General features: G+C 40.2%; 22 protein-coding genes and 3 pseudogenes. 19 read left to right on the top strand and 6 right to left on the bottom strand.

The features are described 5' to 3' along the window. The first annotated feature begins 256 nt into the window (after nucleotides 1-256). From A6D97_RS00115 to A6D97_RS00085, 7 genes and pseudogenes are all read left to right on the top strand, one after another. A complete protein-coding gene (locus A6D97_RS00115) occupies nucleotides 257-1,381 on the top strand; it encodes a hypothetical protein (protein ID WP_065583537.1) in 1,125 nt (374 codons plus the stop codon). Then, entirely contained in the window at nucleotides 1,381-1,842 is a 462-nt protein-coding gene (locus A6D97_RS00110) for a three component ABC system middle component (RefSeq protein WP_065583536.1), read from the top strand. The genes A6D97_RS00115 and A6D97_RS00110 overlap by 1 nt, the downstream gene beginning before the upstream one ends. Beyond that, nucleotides 1,839-3,860 carry a DUF3732 domain-containing protein gene (locus A6D97_RS00105; protein ID WP_065583535.1) on the top strand — a complete coding sequence of 674 codons (2,022 nt, stop codon included), beginning with the start codon at nucleotides 1,839-1,841 and terminating at the stop codon, nucleotides 3,858-3,860. Before A6D97_RS00110 ends, A6D97_RS00105 begins: the two co-directional genes overlap by 4 nt. 217 nt (nucleotides 3,861-4,077) lie before the next feature. Continuing rightward, nucleotides 4,078-4,969, top strand: a pseudogene (locus A6D97_RS00100) (alpha/beta hydrolase). A 127-nt stretch (nucleotides 4,970-5,096) separates the two neighbouring features. After that, nucleotides 5,097-5,900, top strand: coding sequence for a hypothetical protein (locus tag A6D97_RS00095; RefSeq protein ID WP_065583534.1), 804 nt, complete (start codon nucleotides 5,097-5,099; stop codon nucleotides 5,898-5,900). Nucleotides 5,901-5,945: 45 nt separating this feature from the next. Next, complete coding sequence (locus A6D97_RS00090) at nucleotides 5,946-6,989, top strand: hypothetical protein (protein ID WP_017091242.1); 1,044 nt, start codon at nucleotides 5,946-5,948, stop codon at nucleotides 6,987-6,989. Nucleotides 6,990-7,483: 494 nt separating this feature from the next. After that, a complete protein-coding gene (locus A6D97_RS00085) occupies nucleotides 7,484-8,410 on the top strand; it encodes a hypothetical protein (protein ID WP_065583533.1) in 927 nt (308 codons plus the stop codon). 122 nt (nucleotides 8,411-8,532) lie between these two features. Here A6D97_RS00085 and A6D97_RS00080 read toward each other — a convergent pair whose 3' ends face one another. Next, nucleotides 8,533-8,913 (bottom strand): hypothetical protein, encoded by a 381-nt coding sequence (locus A6D97_RS00080; protein WP_065583532.1) that lies wholly within the window; start codon nucleotides 8,911-8,913, stop codon nucleotides 8,533-8,535. Nucleotides 8,914-9,520: 607 nt separating this feature from the next. Here A6D97_RS00080 and A6D97_RS21915 point away from each other — a divergent pair. From A6D97_RS21915 to A6D97_RS00070, 3 genes are all read left to right on the top strand, one after another. After that, nucleotides 9,521-9,664: a hypothetical protein gene (locus A6D97_RS21915; RefSeq protein ID WP_157938615.1), complete on the top strand. Its 144-nt coding sequence runs from the start codon at nucleotides 9,521-9,523 to the stop codon at nucleotides 9,662-9,664. 75 nt (nucleotides 9,665-9,739) lie between these two features. Further along, a complete protein-coding gene (locus tag A6D97_RS00075; protein WP_065583531.1) occupies nucleotides 9,740-10,471 on the top strand; it encodes a GTPase in 732 nt (243 codons plus the stop codon). Between the two features lie 45 nt (nucleotides 10,472-10,516). Continuing rightward, nucleotides 10,517-11,659, top strand: coding sequence for an MFS transporter (locus A6D97_RS00070; RefSeq protein WP_065583540.1), 1,143 nt, complete (start codon nucleotides 10,517-10,519; stop codon nucleotides 11,657-11,659). A gap of 96 nt (nucleotides 11,660-11,755) precedes the next feature. Here the strand turns inward: A6D97_RS00070 and A6D97_RS00065 are convergent, their stop codons facing one another. Beyond that, on the bottom strand, nucleotides 11,756-13,264 hold the full coding sequence (locus A6D97_RS00065; protein ID WP_065583530.1) for a DUF3360 domain-containing protein: 1,509 nt from the start codon (nucleotides 13,262-13,264) through the stop codon (nucleotides 11,756-11,758). Between the two features lie 317 nt (nucleotides 13,265-13,581). Between A6D97_RS00065 and A6D97_RS00060 the strand changes: the two genes are divergently transcribed. The 3 genes from A6D97_RS00060 to A6D97_RS00050 all read left to right on the top strand — a co-directional run bounded on the left by A6D97_RS00060 (nucleotide 13,582) and on the right by A6D97_RS00050 (nucleotide 15,260). Continuing rightward, nucleotides 13,582-13,920 (top strand): hypothetical protein, encoded by a 339-nt coding sequence (locus tag A6D97_RS00060; protein ID WP_017059071.1) that lies wholly within the window; start codon nucleotides 13,582-13,584, stop codon nucleotides 13,918-13,920. A gap of 83 nt (nucleotides 13,921-14,003) precedes the next feature. Further along, entirely contained in the window at nucleotides 14,004-14,876 is an 873-nt protein-coding gene (locus A6D97_RS00055; protein ID WP_065583529.1) for a patatin-like phospholipase family protein, read from the top strand. Nucleotides 14,877-14,891: 15 nt separating this feature from the next. Further along, on the top strand, nucleotides 14,892-15,260 hold the full coding sequence (locus A6D97_RS00050) for a hypothetical protein (protein ID WP_065583528.1): 369 nt from the start codon (nucleotides 14,892-14,894) through the stop codon (nucleotides 15,258-15,260). 184 nt (nucleotides 15,261-15,444) lie between these two features. On the opposite strand, the gene A6D97_RS00045 is transcribed toward A6D97_RS00050, so the two are convergent. The 3 genes from A6D97_RS00045 to A6D97_RS00035 all read right to left on the bottom strand — a co-directional run bounded on the left by A6D97_RS00045 (nucleotide 15,445) and on the right by A6D97_RS00035 (nucleotide 18,366). Continuing rightward, entirely contained in the window at nucleotides 15,445-16,125 is a 681-nt protein-coding gene (locus A6D97_RS00045; protein ID WP_017065459.1) for a haloacid dehalogenase type II, read from the bottom strand. A gap of 197 nt (nucleotides 16,126-16,322) precedes the next feature. Further along, on the bottom strand, nucleotides 16,323-17,126 hold the full coding sequence (locus tag A6D97_RS00040) for a MetQ/NlpA family ABC transporter substrate-binding protein (protein WP_017059075.1): 804 nt from the start codon (nucleotides 17,124-17,126) through the stop codon (nucleotides 16,323-16,325). A 331-nt stretch (nucleotides 17,127-17,457) separates the two neighbouring features. Next, complete coding sequence (locus A6D97_RS00035; protein WP_017059076.1) at nucleotides 17,458-18,366, bottom strand: dienelactone hydrolase family protein; 909 nt, start codon at nucleotides 18,364-18,366, stop codon at nucleotides 17,458-17,460. A 408-nt stretch (nucleotides 18,367-18,774) separates the two neighbouring features. Here A6D97_RS00035 and A6D97_RS00030 point away from each other — a divergent pair, with 408 nt between their 5' ends. Then, on the top strand, nucleotides 18,775-19,392 hold the full coding sequence (locus A6D97_RS00030; RefSeq protein ID WP_083190196.1) for a hypothetical protein: 618 nt from the start codon (nucleotides 18,775-18,777) through the stop codon (nucleotides 19,390-19,392). Nucleotides 19,393-19,412: 20 nt separating this feature from the next. Here the strand turns inward: A6D97_RS00030 and A6D97_RS21290 are convergent. Beyond that, a pseudogene (locus A6D97_RS21290) lies at nucleotides 19,413-19,505 on the bottom strand (Lrp/AsnC family transcriptional regulator); the annotation flags it as partial. Between the two features lie 240 nt (nucleotides 19,506-19,745). On the opposite strand from A6D97_RS21290, the gene dctP reads away from it, so the two are divergent. The 5 genes and pseudogenes from dctP to A6D97_RS00005 form a co-directional block, all read left to right on the top strand. Continuing rightward, entirely contained in the window at nucleotides 19,746-20,762 is a 1,017-nt protein-coding gene (dctP, locus tag A6D97_RS00025) for a TRAP transporter substrate-binding protein DctP (protein WP_017059078.1), read from the top strand. 77 nt (nucleotides 20,763-20,839) lie between these two features. After that, the gene (locus A6D97_RS00020) at nucleotides 20,840-21,307 is read left to right on the top strand and encodes a TRAP transporter small permease (protein WP_083190195.1); all 468 of its coding nucleotides are present in this window, start codon (nucleotides 20,840-20,842) and stop codon (nucleotides 21,305-21,307) included. Next, complete coding sequence (locus A6D97_RS00015) at nucleotides 21,304-22,581, top strand: TRAP transporter large permease (protein ID WP_017059080.1); 1,278 nt, start codon at nucleotides 21,304-21,306, stop codon at nucleotides 22,579-22,581. Before A6D97_RS00020 ends, A6D97_RS00015 begins: the two co-directional genes overlap by 4 nt. After that, entirely contained in the window at nucleotides 22,581-23,324 is a 744-nt protein-coding gene (locus tag A6D97_RS00010) for a M15 family metallopeptidase (RefSeq protein WP_017059081.1), read from the top strand. The genes A6D97_RS00015 and A6D97_RS00010 overlap by 1 nt, the downstream gene beginning before the upstream one ends. A 42-nt stretch (nucleotides 23,325-23,366) precedes the next feature. Continuing rightward, a pseudogene (locus A6D97_RS00005) lies at nucleotides 23,367-23,777 on the top strand (FAD-dependent oxidoreductase); the annotation flags it as partial. Nucleotides 23,778-23,831 lie beyond the last annotated feature (54 nt).

Here is a 23,831-nt window from a genome sequence, read left to right as displayed (position 1 = left end):
ATAGATAGAAAAACAAAGGCCTCGCATTGCGAGGCCTTTTTTGTGTGAGGAATTTAATATTTAACTCGCAGTTATAAAGCAGAGTACTTTATGTATTTAAGTAGTTAAAGAGAATAAATACCAAGACTGTATTAAGCGTAAACTTAAGAAAATAGCAAATATGTGATTAGTTGCAATTGTTTGAGTTAGTCTTCTTTTCGAGTTGATTGCATTAAAGTATAATCTAATCAGTAAGTTAAATTCGATAGGTGAATAAGTGAAACACAGTGCAACCGCCGCAGCTGAGGGGTTCATCTACCAGTTTTATGAAGCAGTTGACTGGTGCCATAAACTAAAAGAAGGGCAAAGACTTCATATTGAGTCTTTCGGTGATATTTCAATTAATCAAGATAGAAATATTGAAGTTAAAAATGTCCAAGATAACTTAACTGATAAAGATGAATGTTTTTGGAAAACTTTAGGTAATTGGTTAGAACCTGACTTTGACGAAAGTGACTACGAGAAACTCATTCTGCTTACTACTCAACAAGTAGGGCCACAGTCGAAGTTTATCGATTGGAATAAGAAAACAGATGATGAAAAATTCGGTATAGTAGAAGATATAATAAACAAAGATAAAGACGACTATGAAGAAAGAATAATAAAATATAAGGATAATGGCGAGAAAGGCAAGAAACCTAGTAAAAACTCACAAATAGAGAGAGTTAGAAAAAGCCCTGATGTACATAAACTTAAGTCAATCTTGTCCAAATTCAAAATAGCATCTTCTTCTCCATTAATTAATGATAGATATAAAGAATTATGTGATTTATATTGTAAAGGTATCTTAAAGAAAAATAAGATCATATATATCAACTCTATCATTGGATTTATTATAAGTCCAAAATCAAGAGGGGATAAATGGTGTATCACTTATGAAGATTTTTGTAAGGAATTGAGTTTTCTCGTTCAAACATTCTCATCCGGTAGTAGGGTATTTCCAACTAACAATAGTAATATTAGCTCCGATAGCTATGAAGAATATTTGTTTATAAAAAAAATAAATGAAATCCCTTATCCAGATGTTATTAATTCTGCATGTAAAGATTATGCAAGCTCTCTAAAAATAATTGATGGCTCATTTTCTAGTGGTGAGCCAAAAAGTAGATTTGACACTTATCTGAATGATGTGGTCAATAGCTTTGATACATTATACAGAAAGAAATCTAGGAGGTGCAGTGAAGAAATAGAATTCGAATCTCAAGATTTCTATGATGACTTCACATTAACTTTACCACCGAGTTTCCCTGGTTACGAGTCTACACAGACTTCATTTAGAAATGGTGTTATGCATATACAAATGGATGATCTTGAAGCCAATAAAAAGTGGAGACTAAAGTAATGGCAAATGCAATTGTCCATATAGATAGCATTCACAATAATACTTATATTCTCGCGCCTATAATTGAATCCTTTTATCAAGGAACAGACAAGAGAAATAGGGATTTATTATTGTCATACTTGGTTCTGCCTCTTATTTTACATGAAGAAAGCAGAGCTAAGATATTAAGGTCAAATATTAGATCTAGTATTTATACTATTTTTTCTGACACATCAATCCTATATGGGATTAATGAAAGAGTTCAGAGTTTTAAAGAGGTAACTAATAAGTGTATATTACTGTCTTCAATGGAAAAATCATTAAATATCGATGATGATATATCAGTTGAATTTATTGCTAGAAATATAGATTATTCATTTTGTAATGTGGATAAAATAAATTCAGCAAAAAAAATGGCTGCTTTATTTAACTCTCATGATATTGTTGAAATATTTAGAAAACTTGGAATTAATAAAATATGATGGCCAAAATTGATACTATAGGTGTAATTGATAAGTTAGGGTTAAGTCATAAAGTAAAATTAGAAAAAGGCCTTAACGTAATTACAGGTCGTTCATCTACGGGAAAAAGTGCGCTATTAGAAATATTCGATTACTGTTTTGGTTGTTCAGAGTTCAATATACCTGAAGGAATAATAACTAAAAACACTCAAATCTACTTTGTCTTGATGAATATGGGAAGTGTTGATCTTTTGTTGGCTAGAGAAAATAATAGTACATATGCTTTTATAAAAGAGTTTGAAAAAGGTTATTTTAAAGAGAATGAATTTAGCATAAAAGATTTTAGTAAAAAAAACTTTATATTATTGAAGGAGTTTAAATCTGAGTTAAACTCCTACTTTGGTTTGGATATTACAGATACCGATTTGGATGAAAACTCGTCATTCTATAGAGGAAAAAAGAAACCATCTCCTTCAGTAAGAAGTTATATGTCTTATTGGTTACAGCATCAAAATTTAGTTGCTAATAAGCACGCCGTTTTCTATAGATTTGATGAAAAAGAAAAAAGAGAACAAGCAATTGATCACTTCAAAATTTTTCTTGGTTTGGTTGACCAAGAATACTTTCTGATATCTCGAGAACTAGATAGTCTGAAAAACTCATTGAAGCAACTAGAAAAAGTAGCACCCAGAAAAGATGCCTTACGATTACAATATAAAGATAAGATTAGGAACTTGTTTGAACAGTATGAGGCTTTAACTGGTAGCCCAATTGAACAGGCTACAGTCGATAAGGTTTATAAGAATCCTCAAAAATGGATTGAAAAATTATCAGATATAGAAATCACATTGGATTCTAGCTCTTCCAGCAATAGCAAAATAATATCTGAAAAAGAAAAATATAGAAATGAACTATTATGTCTTCTTAGAAAAGATGAAAAAGAATATAGAGACCTGTGTTCTTCAATTCTTGCTACAGGTGATTACAATAATACTATCTCGAGTAATGGTATACCAATAGAGGTTAATGAACACGTAACAAAATGTCCAATATGTTTATCTGAATCTGATGTTTTAGAAGATGAGTCAAATGCATTGGGTGATGCGATCGATTGGTTAAATTCAGAGTTGGTAAAAACTCCATACGTTAGAAAATCTTTCCTCTCGAAAAGAGAAAAGATTATTAAAGTTATTCGAGAGAAGAAGGGTAAGTTAAAAGATTTAGATAAGCAAATTTCAGACATTGAAGCTCTCAACAGTGAACTAAAAAATAGAAACTCTTTAATAGAACAAACAACTAAAATTAAGTTAAAAATAGAAGCCCAACTTGAAATATTAATTGATATTACTCCCGACAAAGAGTTGGTGGAAGATATTTCCAAATTAAGGAAGAAAATAAAGGAGAAGAAGAAAAAGCTCGATGCTTATAAAATAGAATCAAAAATGAAAGATGTAGAAGATTTCATTAATGAAACGATGAATTTTATCGGAAACAAACTAGATTTTGAAAAAGATTATCAACCTATTAATCTTAAGTTTTGTCCAACTACATTTGACATATGGTATGAACCAATAGATCAAAGCAATAAGAAAATCTATCTTCGATCTATGGGAAGCGGCGCAAACTGGCTGTATACACATTTGGCTTTATTTTTAAGTCTTCAAGGGCTTTTTTGTAAATATAGTGATAGTAGTTTAATTTCACCAATTTTATTTTTGGATCAGCCTACACAAGTTTATTTTCCTAATGTTACTTCTGATACTCAAGATACCTTTAATCCAGAAAGTATGAGTGTAAAAAATCCAGAAAGTAATAGAACTTTTGATGATGACATTGGAAGCGTTGTAAAGTTTTTTGATGAAATCGTAACGTTTTGCGAGAAGATGGAAGTAGATCATTCAGTTATGCCTCAAATTATAATTACTGATCATGCTGATAATCTAAAACTTTCAAATGATAGATCGTTCGAAGAGTATGTGCGTGCAAGGTGGAGAAATCGCGGGTTTATAGAGTTAGAGAGTAGCGACGAAGAAGAGTAAATTGACTTTAGATGTTCGACACTTGCGTTTTTCCTCGTGTCGAATTCTTAAACCCTTAGTCGGTGAGCGATGACTTAAATTTCAACTAAGGTTTACCGGCTTCCTTTCGTATTTTTACACGTTAACTCTTTCCCCGTCTAAAGCTTCACACTTTATAGTGACTATATTGATTGAGAGGGGCGCTTTCTGTGTTCCCTCCAAAGTAAGTAGAGACACTATGAAACGTTTAATTCTAAACATCACACTCTTGGTATTCATGGCACTTGGTAGCATGAATGCCATGGCTCATGATTCAACGGTTAAGTACGGTATTGCGATATCTCCTGATGGTGAGCAAATTGCGTATGGCAAAAGTGGGAGTGGATACAACACTGATCTTCATTCACGGTTGGAGCTTAGACAGCAGGCTTTGGCAAAACCAAGTGAGTGAGTTTTCAAAGCAGTACCAAGTGATCACTATGGACTTAGCAGGGCACGGTAACTCATCGTTCAACCGCGAAGAGTACACCATGGTTGCGTTCGCTGAAGACATCAAAGCTATCATCGAGAAAGAACAACTCGAATCCGCCATTTTAGTTGGGCATTCAATGGCGGGTGGTGTGATTGCCGAAGCCGCTAAACTGATGCCGAAAAGAGTGAAGGGCATTATTGGTGTCGATACATCGCAAAACGTCGCACTAGCGGTTTCACAAAGCGACCTAGATGTAATGACCAAACCTTTTGAAGCAGACTTCCAAGCGGGCATTACTGCGTTCGTGAAAGACTCGCTGCCAAAAGATGTAGACGGGGATTTACTTTACTGGGTAACGCAAGACATGGCATCAGCACCGCCAGCTATCGCGATAAACCAGTTCCGCCATTATCTAGGCCAATACGTAACAGGTGAAGCACACCGCGTGTACGAGAACGTGAATGTGCCAGTAATCTTGGTGAACGCTCGTCTATGGCCAACGGATTCAGAAGCGAACAAGAAGCACATCAAGGACTACAGCATTTACTACATTGAAGACTCAGGCCACTTCCCAATGCTAGAGCAACCTGAGCAGTTCAACGTAACCTTGATGAAAGCGGTTAAGTTAGTGAAGTTGGGCGCTGTAGTTGCTGATTGAAAAACTAAGGCCTTTCGTATTGTGAGGTCTTTTTATTGGAACTAATATCTCATTTTATTATTACTTCGAGGAAGAATTACTGTCCTTGACTATTATTCGTACAGTTGATATGCAAGAGGGGTTCTATATGTTAAAGATTATAGCTTGCGCTACCGTACTCGTTGTAATGACGGGCTGTACTTCGCCAACAATTCTTTCTGAGAGTAAAGATAAAGAACTCTCTCTGTCTAATGAAATTCTTAATAATGAGTGTGTAATAGTGCCACTTGCCACTGGGGATGGTGAGAAATTAACAGGCGCATTGACTGCTTTCGTTGTTGATGCAGCAGCCACACTACTGATCGATGAAATTCAAACTAGACTCGAAAATGCAGCAAAACAACATGTTATGTTTAAAAATAGTACCTTTATAGGAGTCAGTAACAGTGGTTTAGCAGATGTCAATTGCGAACAAAAAGTAACAGTCACTCATAATGGTACTACTTCCCATGGAGTCCAGCTTGTATTCAATAATGCTAACTCTCTTCCACTAATAAGAATTCAAGCAACATCAAGTGATGGTGACACAATACCACTACCAAAAGGTTGGAAAAAAGCTACAGCTTCTTTAAGCCTAAAGTGGAAAACGATTTATTCCAAAGGTGGAATAGTAAAAACTTCTCAGACTACCCCAATTGTAGTCGCGGAGTTTAAGTCAAAAGACGACGGCAAACCTTTAACATTTATTGAGCAATCTAAACCAATCATGCTTCAAGCACCGAGCGCTCCAACTGATGCTCCGAGTGTACATGTTTTGACCTACACATTTACCATGGTGGAATCGACGAACTCAAAACTGCTTGGGCAACTTGCTAAGTCATTGAAAAAACAAAAAGGGGCAATGGTAGACGAGATTAATAAAGCTTACATAGAAAGCTTGGATGACGATTGATATTTGCTCTGTGGTAAATATTACTAAAGTTCATTTGGAGGATATATGAAAACTAAATTAGTCATGCTTGTTTTCGTTCTTATTATTAGTGCCTGCAGTAGTAAGAACACATATACAGTGATTGAAGACCAAAGTGGTAACGACAGAAGTTTTGATGGAATCGTTGATATCATTAATAAAGAGGGGAACACCAATGTACTCTTTATCCATGGTATGAGTGGATACGCGAAGCTTGATGATGAAAAACCAATTGATCCATGCACTGTCATTAATAGCGTAAGAGCAAAGTTTGGTTTGTCAGCGGGTGATTTCCAATACCCTGATCTACATTGTTCTGATACTTTCAATGTCGATGATAAAACGGTTCACTTAATGTCAATGCATTGGAGTGACGTAACGAGCTTTCAAAAATTACAGTTGAATGCTATCGACCAGCAGAGCAGTTTCGACGAGAAAAGGCTCGATATTACCAAGCAAGCGAAATATGGATTAGTTAATGATGGGTTTGCGGACGCACTTATGTACACTGGAAGCTACAAAGACTTAGTGTTGAAGAGGATTATTGATCAGTATAAACGGATCCAAGAAACAAACCCTGCAGATAAGGTAATCATTGTAACTTTTAGTTTAGGGTCTTCCATTTTTATTGATTCACTAGAACGTCTAAATCAAAGTGGCGAACAAGACCTTTTAAAAGGTAAAATTCAAATGGTTTACATGATGGCAAACCAAGTCCCTCTTATCGATCTTGCGACATCTGACGTGACAAATAAACCTGAAGCAATCCCGCAAACTTATGAAACGATTTCGCCTTACCTGAGTAATTCAATAGATAAGAGCAATGATAAAGTACGATTCGTGGCATTCTCTGACCCAAATGACCTTCTTTCATACCCATTAGACAGCGAAAGAATGGGTAACCTAAAAGGTGACTATGTAAATGTTATTGCTCCTTCGGCTGATAAAACATATTACGTTCCATTCTTTAAAAAGTTTTCAATTGTAAACTATAAAAACGCCCACCTAGCCTATGTCTACAGTGAACCTATTATGAAGTTGCTACTTGATGGGTATAAAAAAGAAGAATAGTAGACGATGTATTAGGTCAGTAAGTTGGGCTATTTATATCTAGTTCTAGGTATTGGGAAAAGTAAATTACTGGACTCGAATTAAGGTTCGCTCCGGCACTGCCCAAACCTAGTTCAGAATGACTTAATTCCCTTAATCTTTTTGTTTTATTAGTTCTTTATTTCCAATTTAATTAACTGGTCGGTTAGGCGAAACTAGCTAGTTTGTTGACATGTTGGAGCTGTATTTCCCGCTAGTATAACTGAGGCCTCGCGTGTGCGAGGCCTTTTTGTGAGTTGGAGCTTTTGCTCGCTACATTCATTTCAATTTGCGAGTGATGATCGCATCGTTCATTCGTTTATGGTCCTTAAACGATGGCCTCATAGTTATATAAATGACCTATCACCCACCCCTAGATACGTAATTATCACCCCTGTTATTAGTAAGGGCTGACCGAATTTAGGAGGTACTTTCTAGTGATAATCACTTTAACTATGTGTTTAGGACGTCCTGCTATGGCTAAGAAAATAATATTAATTCATGGTCGCGCTCAAAAGCCCGATAAAGCTCCCCTTCAAGCACTCTGGTACGAAGCTATAGAGCATGGCTTGCAGCGAGATTGTGGAGACTCAAGTTCATTACAAGCTTTTAAAGATGTCGATAAACGGTTTGTTTATTACGGTGAACTATCAAACACATTGTTAGAGAAACTAACGGAAGACCCTGCAAGTCGGCAGCAAGCGTTGTCTGAACTCAAAAAGTACAAGACAAGCCAGTTCAATAAAACAACGTATAACAAGGTATCTAAAATTGGTTTTCTAAAAGAGGCGTTAGCAGATACTTTTTCATCGCTATTTGGAAAACTGGGTGTGGCTGAGACACTCATAATGAAGGTCGCGCCGGACATGGCGCATTATTGGTATGAAGATACCTATTTTGGCAGCGATGTCAGGCATAGGCTAATGGTTGAGCTGAAGGAAGCGCTTGATAATCAGGATGACGTGATGATTGTATCGCACAGTCTCGGGTCGATGATCAGTTATGACGTGCTGTGGAAGTTGTCTCATTACGGAGAGTATAGACACGACTATGGTGCGGATAAGAAGGTCAACTTATTGCTGACGCTCGGGTCCCCGTTAGGCGATGAAAACGTAAAAGATAGGCTAAAAGGGAGCCGCTTGAAAGATGAGAAGAAGTACCCTTTAAACATTCAGCAATGGATAAACATATCGGCAGAAGATGATTTTATCTCTCATGACAGCAAAATTAGAAATGACTTTAAAGATATGCTCAAACTTGGTCTGATACCCGGCGGAATGAAAGATATCAACCCAGTCTATAACCTTAATATTCGAAACGGAAAAAGCAATCCGCATGCTTCCATCGGTTATCTAATTAATCCTAAATTCATCAAAGTATTGGATGAATGGCTCTCTAGTTGATGTGGTTTTACTATCGCCAATTACTTCGGTGATCGTTCGTTGAAACTTAGATAAAACAAAGCCTCGCGTGCGCGAGGCCTTTTTGTTTGTGCTGACGAGGCAACTGACTTGGACAATATTAACTACTCTGTGTAGATAGCTATTCCATTAACCGTCTGTTCTGAAACAGGGATTAAGTACTGGTAGTCTGTGCCGACGCCTCCCAATACTACAGAGCTGTTGCTTCCTGTCGCTTGAAGTAAGACCCCATTAGCTCCTAGTTTGGCCGCCTGATTTTTTAACTCTTCGATTGCATAGTCGATGGAGCCTTGTTTCGTCATCCCTGCATCACTAGATGCGTCAACTAAAGCTATTTTTTCATAGCTCTCAGGCGCTTCAAGATATAGCGTAACCTCTTGAGGTGTAATTGGGTCTCTGGCTTCACCGACTAATATTGCTGAACCAGATGCACAGCCAACTAAAAATAGCGTTATAGAAAGAGCTAAGGCTTTAAAGATATTCATTGGTATTAGGTCTGTTTCTGGAATTAGGCGCGGAGTATAGCGAAATAAGACCATCTTTTAATTATGGGTATTGTAACAAGTTGCGTTATTGCTTGTGAATCAGATGCATATGAGACTTGACCTATAATCCCCTCCTAACCTCCCCTTGGTTTACATCTCCAATTTCTTGTTGGTAGCGGGAAAGGGGAGGAACTGAATACAGATCGCTACATGTGCAGCGCCAAAGAATGTTCTCCCCCTCGGACGTATATCTAATGAGATCGGTGAACTCCATTTGAGGGGGAGCTAGAGGGGGGAGGTTTGGGTTTAATTGAACCGTTCCACGGAATTTCATTAACTGCGACAAGTCTGTGACTTTGTTTTACTTATTATTCAATCCAACTGGCACAGACCTGATTTGTACATCATCGTCAGCGACAAATAATAATCTCCAATGAATTTATCAAAGAAGTAAAAGCTCCCTGAATACTTATCAATCCCAAAAAATAACATTCTAAAAATGATCGTGTAACAATTTGTTAACGAGTTGTATTGTCTCTGTGTTCTTTGTCTTAGTTGCATATCGTTACCAAGCTCAGAACATACCATTATTTTTGAGGATCTGAATATGAACGGAAAACTAATAGCGGCTTTATCGTTAAAACTTAAGAAGCAAGATATCTCTAGCCAACCTCCAAGACTGGTACGCTCAAATGCTGCTTTTGAACCGAATCCAGCCCCGTCAGAACACCACAAAAAAGAGTCTCGCTAATTAGCTTGCTCCCTCTTAATAAGGCACTCGAGAGAGTGTCTTATTGAAGATGTGTGCTGAGGAAAGGAATGGTTTATGAATAATATACAAAACAGTCTCTATAGTTTATTTGACACCCAAGGTGTGAGTCTTTCAAAAGAATACAAGGATTGCATTGAGAAATATTTAGTATCTGATTTGTCTTTCACTTCTGAGATGATGAATGGTTTGGCTCGAACTATTTTTCAAAATAAAAAGATGATGGCTTACTACCTTTTACACAATGCAATCGATGAGGCTAAAGGTGCGGCAAGGTTACGAATGATCGCAGAGCGGTATGCAGATGATGAATTAAGGCCGCTTATGTTGCGTCATTATAACGATGAGATGAATCATTCTACGTTGTTTGCCAGCCTTATCCCTTTTACTGGGTACGAGACAGAAACGCATGAACATGAAGTTCAATATGAGTTAGATAAAGTCATGAACTTTGACGATGAGCTTAAGACATTCCTGTTTAGGGTTCACTCTATTGAAATACGTTCATGGCGTTTACTGTTACTGCATTTGGCGATCATCGATGAGTCTGACGATGATTACATGAAACAAATGCGTCCAACGATTCAAAAAATCTTAGAAGATGAAATGCAGCATGTGTGTTACACCGGGAAATATGTCAGTCGTTGGTTACATGCTGAGCCACACTTAAGCAAAGTTTTTGTTGAGTGCATTACCCACACGAATAAAGAAACATGGGAAGACCTCTCTTCGATGGCTTTATTCATGCGCGATCATATTCATGATTTTCTTTTAGAATCGGCGGTTTAAATGACTCTCTGGCTTAGGCTTTTAACATCGCGGAGCTCATTCGCGATGTTGGTTATCATCGCTATCGCGTCAGTGATAGCGAATACTGGATGGCGAGTCGTGATGAATAACTTCGCTGTCGACACTGTTGGTATGACCGGGGCTGATGTGGGTGTATTGCAGAGTGTCAGGGAAATCCCAGGCTTGCTCTCATTTACCGTTTTGTTTCTGTTGTTCATCGCTTCAGAACAAAGAGTCGCTGTACTGTCGGTTGCAATATTAGGGCTAGGCGTTGCCGTGACGGGGTATTTGCCTTCGATTTATGGCTTCTATTTCAGCACGACGATCATGTCTATTGGTTTCCATTATTTAGAAGCGGTGAACAAATCACTCTCAACACAGTTGTTAGCGACTAAGAACTTCAGTGAATCAATGGGGAAAATTCGATCTGCTGCCTCTTTCTTCTCGATGGTGACTTTTCTATGCATTATGGTCGCGAGCTATCTTTTTGACGTTTCAGATAAGGCTATTTTCTTTACTTGTGGAGCAATATGTTTCTGGCTAGCGGTGTACTTGGTCACGTTTAAAAATACTCATACAGAGGTTAAACAACACACTAAACTCATTGTCCGACGTGAATACACGACCTATTACATTCTTACCTTTTTGAGTGGAGCAAGAAGACAGATCTTTGTGGCATTTGCTGGCTTACTGATGGTGACCAAGTTCCACTATACGATTGCGATGATGGCCGCTTTATTTATGGTATCCAGCTTAGCAGCAACTCTTGCTCTACCTTATGTTGGGAGATTTATCGACCGAGTCGGAGAGAGGCTAGCTTTGATCATTGAGTATGCCGCGTTAGTGTTGGTGTTCCTATCTTACGCATTTGTGGATGATCATTATGCGGCAGCGGGGTTGTATGTTGTCGACAGTATCATTTTTAGTTTTGCGATCGCTTTGAACACCTACTTTAAAAAGACAATTCGGGAAGATGAAGTGGCTTCAACGGCGAGTTTGTCATTCACCATCAACCATATTGCAGCGGTGTTCCTACCATTTCTGTTGGGAATCATCTGGATGTCTGGTTATCAATGGGTGTTTGTTTCTGGAGCAGTGATTGCTTTGATTAGTCTGTTGGTTTCGTTGACTATGGGAACGCAGCTTCATCAGCGAATTAATGGATTCGATAAGCTACAGAAACAATAGCGACACTCATTTATCTCACTGGTTTGATAGATAAAACAAGGCCTCGCGATTGCGAGGCCTTTTTGCGTTCTTACTAAAACTAAATATTAATCGAGCTTAACGAAAACTCGGGATAATCGCTGGTATGCCCGGTAGAAGGCCAACCAGCGCCATTACACCACTTAGCACAATAAACATAATGCCAGGCAATACCCAGCGGCTCATTTTACTCAGTTCACTACTACGTTCTTTACAACCGACTAAGCCTAAGTTATCTAACAGCATGGTGAGAGCCCAGCCAAATGCAGGGTTAACGAGCGCTGAAGAGAACACAACAATCGCTGCCGACTGTGTGGTTTTTCCTTCACGCGTCATTTCCATTCCAGCTTCTAGCAATGGAACAAATACCCCAACAATCAGCGCCACACACAGTACAGGTTGCCAGATAGCTAAATCCATCGGGTAGCCCCAAACAGCAGCGATAATACAGAACAGAGCCGTGAGCAAAGCGCCTGCAGGAATAGGGCGTTTAGCAATCGCCGCCGGTACGATATAAGTACCCCATGAAGACGTAAAGTTAGTACCACCGAGCAGAGAACCGAACGTTTGACGAATTGAAGCCGTGGTCATGGTGTCGTCGATGTTCATGTGTACTTTTTCGGTACGTTCTGGGTAGCTGATCTTTTGGAATACTTGATGCCCTAAGAAATCCGGTGACCACATCGCCACGGCTAGAATCGCAAACGGCAATACCACCATGAAATGTTCAATCGTCGGTAGGCCAAGCATCCAGCCTGTATCTTCTCCCCACCAATACATAGGGTTCATGTTAGGTAAGCCTGGCTCAGTGTGGAAAGCGAATGGGGCGCCCATGGCAAATGCAATCGTACCACCCAACAAGCAGCTAAGAGGTACTGCTAACCAACGTTTGCGGAAGTGTTCCAGTAGCGCGTACAAGATAATGGTGCAAAAGATCACCACAAACGCGATGTGGCTCATACCGATTCCTTCAGCCCAAGCGAAAAGCTTTTTCACTTGAGAGGCGGTTCCAACAAAGCCGAGGTAGAGCAATAAGCCGCCACACACGCCTTTACTGGTGAGGTTGGCCAACATGCTGCCACCTTTACTGATGGCTAAGATGAGGCCAAAAGCGCCAATCAACAGGCCAAACGCCATCGGGTGTCCACCTGCTGCAACCACAATCGGAATCAAAGGGATAAGTGGGCCGTGGGTCCCTGCGAGGTTTGCAGTCGGCAATAAAAAGCCAGAGAAAATAATAATGAAAACAGAGGCGATGAGCAGTTCATAACGAACGTTTTCTAGAATGAAGTCTTCATTTAATCCGAGAGCCCCAGCAAAGGTGGCTGCAATCGCGCCCACCATAACCACTTTACCAATGGTCGCCGCCATCGCTGGGATGGTGTCTTCTATCTCAAATCGATAATTTTTAAACGGCAAATTTGGACGCCAGCGCTTAGGCGACATGATTTGCAATTCGTGTTCTAGATACTGTTCTCGGGATTCAAACTCTGAGCTTGGTTTATGTTGTTGTTCATAGGTGAGTTCATCCTCATTGGCTTGAGGCTTATCTGTTTGTATATGTACGGACTCTAAAGTAGTGCTCATGTTGATTCCTTTCGTTCACACTCTAAGGCGTGTTATTCCAACAAACGTTGTTGACTCACGGTATGAAGTGCAAACAATGCGTCAACTTATAATTAAAAACTCATTAACATTTAGTTGTTAGTACCTTATACCAAACCAAAAAAAACAAATAGACTCAGTCGGTTAGACATTAGTCGTAGAGTCGGACGACTAGTATTAGACCCTGTAGATAGTATGTGTCTGGTTATTTGTAGTCCCTTAATTTCTCCCACGTTCTGCACTTGATAGTGATAGAATCTCCGCATTAGAGTTATCGAGAAACTAGGTATTTATAAACAATGTTTATCCATCACGTAAATGGCATCGACTGGCTGGTAATTACAGCCTTTGAAGAACTGAAAACTATGTTTATCGAAGATGCAGGCCCAATCCCAGCTTGCTTTTCTACCGCCAGCGAGTTGAGCCTGATTGACCAAGCCAAACGCAGTTATGGATTTTTGCCTAAACTCCGCGGTGTGATCACCGATACCGGCACTTTTCAAAGTAGAGATATTGAAGAAGATTTGAACCCACAGCTTGCGTGTATCGTTGAAGGGCGTGGTCGGGTTTTTATCTATCACGGCGACTACGTGGCTTTTGTCGATGACGAGCAAACCTTCATTACCCGTATGGACTGAGAGTGATTCAGTGAGTTGAGATCGGCGAATTGGTAAATCGGCGAGTTAGCCCACCTAGAATTTAAAACTAAAGGATTAATATGATGGCAAAAACGATCTCATTGGTACTTGGCAGTGGTGGCGCAAGAGGCTTGGTTCACGTTGGAGTCATCCGCTGGTTAATTGAGCATGGCTATCAGATAAAATCCATTTCTGGCTGTTCAATTGGCGCACTTATCGGTGGTGTCTACGCTGCGGGCAAGTTGGATGAATTTGAAGAGTGGGTCACCAGTATCGATCAAGGTGATATGGCGATGTTGTTGGACTTTTCATGGCAGTCGAGTGGTATGTTCAAAGGGGACAAGATCATCGACACACTGCGTGGGCTGATCGGCGAGATTTCAATTGAAGATCTGCCCATCCCTTATACCGCAGTTGCTGCCAACGTCGCCGAAGAAAAAGAGGTTTGGCTGCAATCCGGTTCTCTGTTTGATGCCATTCGCGCCTCCATCTCTTTGCCACTGTTCTTCACTCCACATGTCATTAATGGTGAAGTGCTGATTGATGGCGGAGTGCTCAATCCCGTACCGATTGCGCCTACCTTTAGTGATAAGACAGACTTTACTCTGGCTGTGAACTTAGGTGGTGAACCCGAAATGCTTCAACAGGAAGTGATACCGGTTTCCCTACCAACAAAAGAGAGTAACCTGCATGAGAAGGTTGTTCACTTTATCGATAATCTCGGTAACAGTGTAAAAAGTAAAATGAGCTTCAATTTTGCTTTTTACGATATTGCCAACCAAGCGTTTGATGCGATGCAATCGACCATTGCTCGCCAGAAGCTGGCCGCTTATCCCGCCGATATTACGCTTGAGATCCCACGTAATGCTTGTGGCACCTTAGAGTTCGATCGCTCACAAGAGATGATAGACAGAGGTTACCATTTGGCACAGGCTAAACTGGGCAACCGACTTTAATGTATTTTCAGCTGAATGAGGGTATTTATGGAAACTGAACTCAAACTATCTGAACTCAAAGAATTGGTCACAACAAAAGATGTCATCGTGCTCACCAGCATAGAAGAGCCTGCTGTATCTTGGTTGATAGATTGCTATCAAGAGAATGCTGATATCCAAATTATCGAGAACGCACACCAACTAGATACTGAAGCGATTTTGTCGCAATGCAGAAGCAGCCTTAACGAAAGTAAAAAGGTCATCCTTACAGCGCAGTTTCGTAGCCAACTGCCTATCATCAATATCGCTTCACTGTGTAATGAGCAGCGCAAGTCATTGATCAATATTGAGCTATTAGGCTGGGATGAAGACAAACGCGTTCCTCATTCTTACAGTAGTTTCTAGCTTATATTTGTTGCTAGCTTATATTTGTTGCTAGGTAACTGCAGTTTTTAGGTAACCGACAGCGTCTCTATAACCAGAGCAGTTCAACACAAGGTTGATCAAAGCGGTTAAGTCAGTGTCCGGAATTTGTTGACCACTACAGGGTGGTTGTATCGAATCAGGAGTAGAAAAGTCTCTTGAGATTTTACTTGTCTAAATTGTGCTTAATTATTTGTTCCACCACACCATTCATCGTCCTTGAGCTAATCTCCGGTTTCAAATACAAGGAATGATACTCAACTCCTGTTCGGTCTATATAGGCTGCTTGTAAGCCAGCGGATAGCGCACCATGAGTGTCCCAATCATGAGTAGCGACAAGACGAAGGTTTTCGACAGGCTCTTTTAAAGTTTCGGCTGCAAAGTTATACACATCTGAATTGGGTTTGAAACTGCCTGTTTCTTCAACGGAAATGACGGTGTCGAAATAATCTTCTAAGCCTGAGTTCTTGATTTGAGAAGTGATGAGATCGAGGGATGAGTTGGAAAAAGCGACGGTTTTAAACCCGTTCTCGCGCAATTTGAGCAAAGACGCTTTGATATCTGTGTGCGGTGGTAGATTGGCAAAAGAAGTTAACAAGGCACCTTTACTTTCCGCCGTTAAATCACACTTGTACCGTTGTGCAATAGCGTTGAGCGCTGCATTCGCTAATTCAGAAAAAGTAGATTTTACGTTTGTTGCGATGCAAACCGTTGAAGAGTGTAAAAGCTTTGAAAACCAAAGTGATAATGCATCCTCCTTTCCAAACACCGCTTTAAATTTAGGCTGTAATGACTCCAAATTTAAAACCGTTTCGTTTATATCAAAAAGTATCACTTCTTTTTTCATGCAAAGCCCCCAGATTTAATTGAATTTTATGCTTACATAATCTGCTCTGACGATATGGTTTTCAACCTCCATTCAAGTAACTAAAGCTTTGCTCTCTAATTTGAAAAGAAGCTGGAATGCGTCAACGACAACCCGCCAACTCAAATCTGGCGTTGCTTTATGAGTATCATGCAACGCCAAATCTGAAACGATTTAGCTTAATTTGCGGCTTCGATGGTGCCTTTGAAAGTGCTGTCTAAAAAGTCATTGATCTCTTGTGAGTGGTAAATTGAGATAATCTTTTTATACGTTTCATTATTTTTGTCTTCTTCTCGCGCCGCAACAACCATCACTGCTAAAGGTGCGTCTTTTTTCTCTAAGTAAATGCCTTGTTTCTTAGGGTCGAGTCCAGCCGACATTACATAGTTCATGGTGATTGCAGCAGCATCTACATCGTCAAGAGAGCGGGGTAGCTGCGCGGCATCCACTTCAACAAATCGAATGTTCTTCGGGTTGCTAACAATATCGTTTAAAGACGCGTTGAAACCAGCGTTGTCTTTTAATGAGATCAGCCCTGCATCTTCAAGCAGTAATAGTCCACGCCCGCCATTCGTTGGATCGTTTGGAATCGCGATTCGAGCGTTTTCGGGAATAGAATCAAGCGAAGTGTACTTGTTCGAGTAAACGCCCATACGCATCAAAATTGAACGTCCGATAGAAACTAACTGGCTATCGTGATTGGCATTAAAGTTATCGAGGAATGGCTGATGCTGGTAACTGTTCAGTTGGATACTTCCATCATCTAATGCTGCGTTAGGGGTGATATAGTCTGAGAACTCGACGAGTTCAATGTTTATCCCTTGCTTTGCTGCTTCTTTGGCAACAGCTTGTACAACTTGTGCATGTGGGCCAACTGTCGCCCCAATCTTGATGACAGCCTCGTCTTTTTTTCCACATCCTGTTACACCGAATACGAAAGCTAATGCCAACAGGGATGCTGTGATTTTTTTGTAGCTGTTCATGATAACTCCATTTAATAAATAAAAGACATGTAGACGTCTAGCTATCTATATTATCTATTTGCGCGATCGGGTCAATAGGTTTGTTTGAAGCGAAGTTACATTGATGAGCGGTTAAGTCAGTGAATCAACGAGGCTTCTGTACGTGAGACTCGACCGACAATCCCCTTCTAACCCCCTTGGTTTACATCTCAAACCTATTGTTGGTAATGGGAAAAGGGAGGAACTGATTACCGACCAACAAAGGCCTCGCGAGTGCGAGGCCTTTTGGGTTTTGTAGGGAATAGGGCAGTCACTCGGAATCTAAAGAAAACGGGTTCAGTAAAGCTAACTATTAAGAAAGCTTTTGGTTAAAGAACTCAAGTGTACGTTTCCAAGCTAACTCTGCTTCTTCTTCAGCATAGCGGCCAGTTGAATCGTTATGGAAGCCATGGTTCACGCCGTCATAGATGTAAGCTGTGTAGTCTGCTTCGTTCTCTTTGAGTTCGGCTTCATAATCTGGCCAAGTCGCATTCACGCGTTTATCGATTCCCGCAAATTGGATGAGCAAGGGGCCTTTTACATTTTTTCTTAAATCTGGTGCGGCAGGAGTACCATAAAATGGAACGCCTGCATCGAGTTGCTCTGGCATGACAGCGGCCAACATATTCACGATATAGCCACCGAAGCAGAAACCGACTGCGCCTAGCTTACCGTTACTTTTTTCATGGGACTTCAAGAAGTTTGCCGCTGCGATAAAGTCTTCTTCGATTTTCTCTTTTGATAGCGACTTCTGCATCGTTCGACCTTCATCATCATTACCTGGATACCCGCCAAGCGAATAGAGTGCATCAGGTGCAAACGCAATAAACCCCGCCGCTGCGAGTCGTCTTGCCACATCCTTTATGTATGGATTGAGGCCTCTATTTTCATGAATGACCAATACAACAGGCGCATTGCCCTCTAACTCTTTGGGTACAACCAAGTAACCATAGCCTTCGCCGTGTCCTTTAGGTGAAGGAAACTTCTCGTAGGTTGCTTTGATGGAAGGGTCATTGAAAGAGACTTGCTCTGCCTGCGCATAATTAGGAATCAGTGCAGAAGTTAGCGTTGTCATGGTTAAGCCAAGTACAGCTAGCCCAGATAGACGAGCCATAAACTCTCTGCGATCAATCAGGCCGTGTGCATATTCGTCGTACCAATCAAATGCTTCTTGAGGGATAGATCGAGTCGGCGTTGATTGAGATTCGGTATTTGGATTCATAACTTTTCCTTGTTGTGAGTTGTTTGACCAATCAACTATAGTTGAAAATTTGATATAATTGAACGATCACTCAATAACTTTTGAGCTATTTGTTATATCAAAGTACAAAAATTAGATGACAGTCCGATAAAACGATCACTTCGAATCGATTTCCATCGCTTTGGTTTGTTTTACGGAGCAATTCAATACAAGGTTGATTTGAGGGTTAAGTCAGTGAAGTCGGGTGTGATGATTGTTTGTTTTTAGGGAGGCTCTAAATCGAAGTTGGGCACATTAGAGCTAGGCTTATTTTCCGCAGACATGGACAAGTAAGTTTCAATGCAAAACGCTTGATTTTACTCTGGTATAATCTTTCTCATAGGGATGACCTTAGCGTTATCAGAACCTTCTTGATGAGAGATAAAATAGATGTTGAAACTTCTGCGTCAGATAAAAAAATGGAAACTTGCATCGTTTAGTTTACTCATGCTCATTGCCGCATTTTTTATCTACAACCAGATCGGTAATCGTATTTCCCGTGTCGATGAGGCAACATTTTTGATCGGGCAACTGAATACTGTCTTGGATGCAGCGGAGCAATATTCTCATGACAATGGCTCTTTACCTCCAATTACTTCCGATACCGACACGAACTTCGGCTACTTAAACATTAATCACTTAATTGAAAATCCGGGCTTATCAACATGGCGAGGACCATATCTACCTTATGGCGATACATGGATAGGTGGTGATCAGTACATCGATCACCCAGATTACATAGCAACGCAATTACTGCTTAAGGAAAAGGATAGTCTTTGGATAAGAGGAAGCTCCGAGACAGGTTGCGAATCGTCATCATCCACTTGCTCTGTTGCAGCTTGTATCTGGTTGGTACCAACAAAAGTCGCACAAGAAATTAATAAGATTGTGGACGGCAGTTCGAGTATAGAAAGCTCAGATGCGACAGGAGAAATACGTTACGAAAAAGCTTTTGGTGGCGCTCTTATCTGTATGATTGGAGATGATTATCCAATGTCTTCTATATAGACAAATTAAGTCGTTTCTAATTATCTCACTGGCAGCTTCGTTTTTGTTTTTACCTGACCAAAGGCGAAGCTGGATTCGATAGAAGCTATATTGGGTAGGCGGGTTAGTTGCTCTGTAGATACAATTAAGGCCTCGCGTGTAGGGGGGAACAAATAGCTTCCTGCTTGAAGTTTTAACTTATCGTTATACGATTTTACTAGATACTGAGATAGCAATCACGATTCTACCTTTTGTCATGTCTAACTCACCTTAATTGATAATAAATCAACACTATAAGCATTGTTAAGTCAACGCACACTCCGTAATGTGAACTTTGAGTTGTTAATATGTTAAATAGCATGGAGTTGGTTTTGATGAATATGATTCGTAAAGGAAAAGCTTTTAAACTATCCGCACTAGCTTTGGTCGGCATTTTTGGGTTGTCTGGCCTAGCACAAGCTCAATCTATTAACTTGAGCTATAACGGAGCCCCTGATGCTGATAAGAACGCAGTACATTTATTTGCTTCTAACCTAAAGTCTATCGTAGAGAATAATTCGAATGGCGAAATAGAACTAAAGTTATATCCAAATAGTATTTTGGGTGAAGAGCAAGAGCGCATGGAGCAGGTTATTAACTCACCTAGCCTGAACATTGCGTCTTTTAGTGGTATTTCACCTATTTTCCCCGAAATATTCGTCAGCTCTATCCCATTTATGTTCACAGATTTCGAGATTGCACGTAAGTTCTTCGATGAAGGTGACTACTGGAAGAGAGTACAAACTGAGTTTTATCAGAGAAATAACGCTCATCTTCTTGCCGTAGTGGAAGAGGGAGGCTTTCTCGCTTTTACTAACAATAAGCGTGAGATTCGTACACCAGATGATTTCAAAGGTCTAAAGTTCAGAGCGATGGATAAGAGCCAAGTGGCGTTATATGAGTCTTTTGGTGCGTCAGGTACACCTATACCATGGACTGAAGTCTATATGGCTCTCAAAATGGGTGTTGCTGATGGTCAAATGAACCCACCAATGTACATCATGATGGGTAGCTTAAATGAAGTTCAAAAGTACCTAACTTTAGCGAATGTACAATATTCAGACCAGTTCTTAGTCGCAAATGACAATTTGATGAAGAACCTCACAGATGAGCAACGCGAGATCTTACTCAGTGCTGTCAAAGAGGCTAACGATCTAAATAGAGAATCGGTTCAGTCTCAAGTTGAAAGCAGAATTGATTATCTATCCAAAAACGGTATGAATGTTTATCAACCAACTGAAGTGGAAATCGCACAATTTAGAGATGCTTCAAAAGAGTCTTATATCAGCTGGCTAGAAACTCAAGGTATCGATAAGAGCTGGGTAGACCTAGCGATGAAAGATATAAAGTAATTCGTTACAGCTAATTACCTTGAGTATTGGCGTCTCTTGGCGCCAATAATAATACCTTGCAAAGTTGTAGGTTTAATATGCTTGGCTATATAAAGAAAATATTATTGTCTTTATCTACATTGTGTTTGTTCGTAAATGTAGTTGTGTTACTTGGTGGTGTTTCATCTAGATATATATTTAATTCTTCGCCCATTTGGGTTGATGAAGCTGCGCGCTATCTTTTAATTGGATCCGTGATGTTGATGGCAGGAGTACTAATTACGACCAATGAGCATATGAGGCTCAGTATAGTTGATAAATTACCTAAAGGTAAATTGTCATTTATTGTGGTTATCTATCGTCATCTAATTACAACTGCTATCGCAGGATTCATGATGTATGCAAGTTATAATTATGCGATCTCTATTGCTAATTTTACAACGATTGGTTTGGGTATCAGTAAATCTATACCGTTGTACGCATTACCTATCGGTTTCTTTTTTATCACTATGTACTCAACAATTAAAATCGTAAGTGTAGTAACAGAGAAGGAAGGTTTGCGATGATAACTATAATATTAATTGTATTTTTGGTTAATTTATTTTTAGGTGTGCCACTTTTTATTTCTCTTTTGATTTCATCTATCGCTGGTTTCTTTTTTGTAGACATTGATTTGGCCTTCAGAATTATTCCGCAACAGTTCTTTAGCGGCATTGACAGTTTTTCACTTATGGCGGTTCCCTTGTTTATTCTCGCGGGTAACCTACTCAATGAGAGTGGTTTAACCCCAAAATTAATGAACCTGTCTAAGGCGTTAGTCGGTCATTTAAAAGGTGGAGTTGGATATGTTAACGTCATCTCGAGCGTGTTCTTTGCTGGTGTAAATGGCTCAGCAGTAGCAGATACATCGGCGTTGGGTACTCTATTGGTTCCCGCGATGAAAAAAGAAGGTTATTCGACAGGGTTTGCTGCAAGCCTAACCGCGGGCAGTTCGCTTATTGGGCCTATTATTCCTCCCAGCATTTTTATGATTATTTATGCCTCGTTAACCAATACTTCAGTTGGGGATCTATTCTTAGCTGGCATAATGCCCGGACTGGCTCTGGGGGCAATTTTCTTTATTGTAAACTGGCGTTATGCGAGAAAGCACGACTTGCAGTCCTCTCAGACGAAACCGACCTTTAAGCATGTGTTTAGGGCAATCGTGCATGCTTTACCCGCTGTGTTCGCGCCAATACTGATCGTATCAAGCATTATATTGGGCTTTGTAACACCGACAGAATCTGGTGCTCTTATCGTTCTATATACTGTGATTGTGGGCTTGATCCTACGCACCCTGAAGTGGTCGAGTATCCTAAAAGCCATTATAGATGCGGCAAAACTCACAACTGCTATTTTTATTATTATTGCGTCGTCGTCTGTGCTTACATGGCTGTTGGGGTATGCTCAAGTACCGGCAGCGTTTGCGAGTTTGCTTACTCCTTTTATCGATAGCCCAATCATTATTTTGTTTGTATTGAGTGGTATTACATTCTTTGTAGGCATGCTAATGGAGGAAGTTTCTGCGCTAATGCTGTTGACTCCTGTATTTATACCTATTGCTACTTACGCGGGAGTTGATCCTGTTCACTTAGGTATTGTCATCACAATGAATATTACTATCGCGCTGATTACACCACCAATGGGCGCGTGTCTATATGTGGCGAGTGCGGTAAGTAAAATCGATCTAGCAGTGATGTTTAGAGAAATAATTCCATTTATTTTCTACGCATTATTAATTTTGTTCCTAGTGATATTAGTACCTGATTTTGTTCTTTTTATTCCGGGGGCACTTAACTAATGTTAGATAGAAAAGTAGATGCTTTGGAAATTCCTGAAATAGATATTCCTGTTTGGGATGAATTAGAAAAAATTGTAATTCATGAGTGCGGAGAACGCTTGGTTCCGTTATCACTTTCTGATGAACTTGTATGTTATCCGGCTTACTACAAGATGGGCGTTAAATATGCTGTACAAGAGTGTTTTGTTCGAGAAAGCGTCTTCGAGAAGTTGCTTTCGGTGGCTCGCAGTTTGCCAGATAACATTCGCTTGGTGGTGTTAGATGGGTGGAGACCGATACACGTTCAGGAGTATTTGTATGAGACGTTGATTAATCAACTTAAAAGAGCACCTGTTCATGCGGGCAAGGGTTTATCCGAACTCAGCTTAATCGCTAGAACATTGGTTTCTCCGCCGAGCACCAATGCAAATTGTCCGAGCCCTCATCAAACCGGTGGGTCAGTGGACGTAACTCTGTGTGATAGAGATGGACGTCTGTTAGATATGGGGACTCAATTTGATGAGAATAGCCTGCGTTCATGGTCGTGTGCTCTAGAGGGTTTTCCGGATACAGAGCTCACTCAAAACCGCCGTCTATTGTACAACGCAATGATAGGAGCAGGGTTTACTAACTTACCAAGCGAATGGTGGCATTACGACTATGGTAATCAAATGTGGGCGAATTATACCGGACGTAACGAAGCTATATATGGTGCGACGAGGCCATTAACCATTGAGCATTTATGGAACATTCAAGAAGGTTAGCAAGCATGTTTACGGGATTAAGTGGTAGTTGAGGAGGATGTTGTGGATGTTATCGTAATTGGTAGTGGTGTCATTGGCTTGACCAGTGCTTGGTATTTAGCAAAAGAGGGGCACTCGGTTACTGTGATAGAGCGCCAAGGTTCGAGTGGCAAAGAGACTAGTTTTGCTAATGCAGGGCAGATCTCTTATGGCTATTCCTCACCATGGGCTGCGCCTGGGATCCCTCTTAAAGCGATGAGATGGCTGACACAAGAACACGCGCCTTTAAAGGTGAAGCCATCATTGTCGCCAGAACTGGTCTCATGGGTGACAAAAATGCTCGCCAACTGCAGCGAAGAGAAATACGTTCAGAACAAGTCTCGTATGTTAAGGGTGGCAAACTTTAGTCGAGACTGCCTGACTAATTTGAGAGAGACAGAAAGCCTTTCTTACGAAGGACGCCAAAAAGGTACGTTTGTAGTGGTACGCTGAATTTGGTCACTTAGTTAGAGGTGATATCATCACCTC

The sequence above is a fragment of the Vibrio sp. ZF57 genome, from assembly GCF_001691235.1.
Taxonomy (GTDB): Bacteria; Pseudomonadota; Gammaproteobacteria; order Enterobacterales; family Vibrionaceae; genus Vibrio; species Vibrio crassostreae_C.
Note: the sequence above shows the minus strand (reverse complement) of the source record. Positions and strands in the feature narration are given on the sequence as shown.

What these genes read in the sequence shown, in the direction of transcription:
- A6D97_RS00045 (WP_017065459.1), bottom strand. Translation starts at nt 16,125, where the DNA reads ATGAAAAAAGAAGTGATACTTTTTGATATAAACGAAACGGTTTTAAAT.
- A6D97_RS21915 (WP_157938615.1), top strand. Translation starts at nt 9,521, where the DNA reads ATGAACGGAAAACTAATAGCGGCTTTATCGTTAAAACTTAAGAAGCAA.
- A6D97_RS00095 (WP_065583534.1), top strand. Translation starts at nt 5,097, where the DNA reads ATGTTAAAGATTATAGCTTGCGCTACCGTACTCGTTGTAATGACGGGC.
- A6D97_RS00060 (WP_017059071.1), top strand. Translation starts at nt 13,582, where the DNA reads ATGTTTATCCATCACGTAAATGGCATCGACTGGCTGGTAATTACAGCC.
- A6D97_RS00105 (WP_065583535.1), top strand. Translation starts at nt 1,839, where the DNA reads ATGATGGCCAAAATTGATACTATAGGTGTAATTGATAAGTTAGGGTTA.
- dctP (WP_017059078.1), top strand. Translation starts at nt 19,746, where the DNA reads ATGAATATGATTCGTAAAGGAAAAGCTTTTAAACTATCCGCACTAGCT.
- A6D97_RS00035 (WP_017059076.1), bottom strand. Translation starts at nt 18,366, where the DNA reads ATGAATCCAAATACCGAATCTCAATCAACGCCGACTCGATCTATCCCT.
- A6D97_RS00075 (WP_065583531.1), top strand. Translation starts at nt 9,740, where the DNA reads ATGAATAATATACAAAACAGTCTCTATAGTTTATTTGACACCCAAGGT.
- A6D97_RS00110 (WP_065583536.1), top strand. Translation starts at nt 1,381, where the DNA reads ATGGCAAATGCAATTGTCCATATAGATAGCATTCACAATAATACTTAT.
- A6D97_RS00085 (WP_065583533.1), top strand. Translation starts at nt 7,484, where the DNA reads ATGGCTAAGAAAATAATATTAATTCATGGTCGCGCTCAAAAGCCCGAT.
- A6D97_RS00015 (WP_017059080.1), top strand. Translation starts at nt 21,304, where the DNA reads ATGATAACTATAATATTAATTGTATTTTTGGTTAATTTATTTTTAGGT.
- A6D97_RS00080 (WP_065583532.1), bottom strand. Translation starts at nt 8,913, where the DNA reads ATGAATATCTTTAAAGCCTTAGCTCTTTCTATAACGCTATTTTTAGTT.
- A6D97_RS00050 (WP_065583528.1), top strand. Translation starts at nt 14,892, where the DNA reads ATGAGGGTATTTATGGAAACTGAACTCAAACTATCTGAACTCAAAGAA.
- A6D97_RS00030 (WP_083190196.1), top strand. Translation starts at nt 18,775, where the DNA reads ATGTTGAAACTTCTGCGTCAGATAAAAAAATGGAAACTTGCATCGTTT.
- A6D97_RS00070 (WP_065583540.1), top strand. Translation starts at nt 10,517, where the DNA reads ATGTTGGTTATCATCGCTATCGCGTCAGTGATAGCGAATACTGGATGG.
- A6D97_RS00040 (WP_017059075.1), bottom strand. Translation starts at nt 17,126, where the DNA reads ATGAACAGCTACAAAAAAATCACAGCATCCCTGTTGGCATTAGCTTTC.
- A6D97_RS00010 (WP_017059081.1), top strand. Translation starts at nt 22,581, where the DNA reads ATGTTAGATAGAAAAGTAGATGCTTTGGAAATTCCTGAAATAGATATT.
- A6D97_RS00090 (WP_017091242.1), top strand. Translation starts at nt 5,946, where the DNA reads ATGAAAACTAAATTAGTCATGCTTGTTTTCGTTCTTATTATTAGTGCC.
- A6D97_RS00055 (WP_065583529.1), top strand. Translation starts at nt 14,004, where the DNA reads ATGGCAAAAACGATCTCATTGGTACTTGGCAGTGGTGGCGCAAGAGGC.
- A6D97_RS00065 (WP_065583530.1), bottom strand. Translation starts at nt 13,264, where the DNA reads ATGAGCACTACTTTAGAGTCCGTACATATACAAACAGATAAGCCTCAA.
- A6D97_RS00020 (WP_083190195.1), top strand. Translation starts at nt 20,840, where the DNA reads ATGCTTGGCTATATAAAGAAAATATTATTGTCTTTATCTACATTGTGT.